Raw genomic sequence first — 1,287 nt, forward strand, 5'->3', positions numbered from 1 at the left:
CCGGTGCCTTCACCATTCCCCTGATGAAGCGTCTGGGCTACAAGGCCAAGCAGGCCGGCGGCATCGAGGCCGCCGCCTCCACCGGCGGGCAGATCACCCCGCCTCTGATGGGCGCCGGCGCCTTCTTGATCGCCGAGTACACCAATACGCCGTATCTCGAGATCGTCAAGATCAGCATCCTGCCGGCGATCATGTACTTCGCCACGGTCTACCTGTTCGTGCATATCATCGCGCTCAAGCAGGGCATGCAGGGCATGCCGCGCTCGGAGCTGCCGAAGATGCGCCAGGTGATGCAGGATGGCTGGCACTTCCTCTTGCCGCTGGCAGTGCTGGTGTGGCTTCTGGTGATGAACCTCTCGCCGATGCGGGTGGGCTACTACGCGGTGATCACCATGGTCGCGGTGGCGGTGATCCGCTACGCGCTGTGGTACTTCTTCGTCGCCCCGAAACAGGGTCAGCCGGTGACCGCCGAGCGTACCCTGGGCGTGATCAAGGCGGGTCTCGTCAAGCTGGTCCAGGGGCTCGAGCTCGGCGCGCGCAACGCCGTGGCGGTCTCCATGGCCTGCGCCGTGGCCGGTATCATCGTCGGCGTGGTGGGCCTGACCGGGCTCGGGCTCAAGTTCTCCTCGATGATGCTCGCCTTCTCCGGCGGTAATCTCGTGCTGGCGCTGGTGATGGTGCTCCTGGCAAGCCTGGTGCTCGGCATGGGACTGCCGGTGACCGCAAGCTACATCGTGCTGATCGTGCTGGTGGGCCCGGCCCTGACCAGCGAGTTCGGCGTGCCGCTTCTGATCGCGCACCTGGTGGTGTTCTGGTACTCCCAGGATTCCAACGTCACGCCACCGATCGCCCTTGCCGGTTTCGCGGGGGCGGCGATCGCCGGCAGCAAGCCGATGGAGACGAGCTTCCAGGCATGGAAATTCGCCAAGGGGCTCTACCTGATTCCGCTGTTCATGGTGTTCAACCCGGAGATCATCATCGGCGGCCCGGTACCGGTAGTGATCTGGAACGCGGTGATCGCGCTGTTCGCGCTGTGTGCCTTCGCGGCCTCGCTCGAAGGCTACCTGTTCACGCGCATGTCGCTGATTCCGCGCCTGGCCATCGGGGCGGCGATCTTCGGGGTCTTCTACCCGAACCTGTGGACCGAGATCGCCGGCGTCGTGGTGATGGCCGTGGCGATCGGCGCCAACTACCTGGCCAGCCGCCGGGAAGGGGCGCTCCCGACGCGCGCCTGACGCACTACCCGAGTGCGTATGCCACGACGCACGCAGGCACAAAAAAGCCCGG

1 protein-coding gene is annotated in these 1,287 nt (G+C 65.6%); it reads left to right on the forward strand.

What is annotated here, in order from left to right; all coding sequences use genetic code 11:
* Positions 1 to 1,235 (forward strand): TRAP transporter fused permease subunit (locus BIS11_RS17845; RefSeq protein WP_253586762.1); only part of this gene is annotated, 1,235 nt, incomplete at its 5' end.
* Between the last annotated feature and the right edge of the window lie 52 nt (positions 1,236 to 1,287).

Source organism: Halomonas sp. 707D4 (genome assembly GCF_024158685.1).
Lineage (GTDB): Bacteria > Pseudomonadota > Gammaproteobacteria > Pseudomonadales > Halomonadaceae > Vreelandella.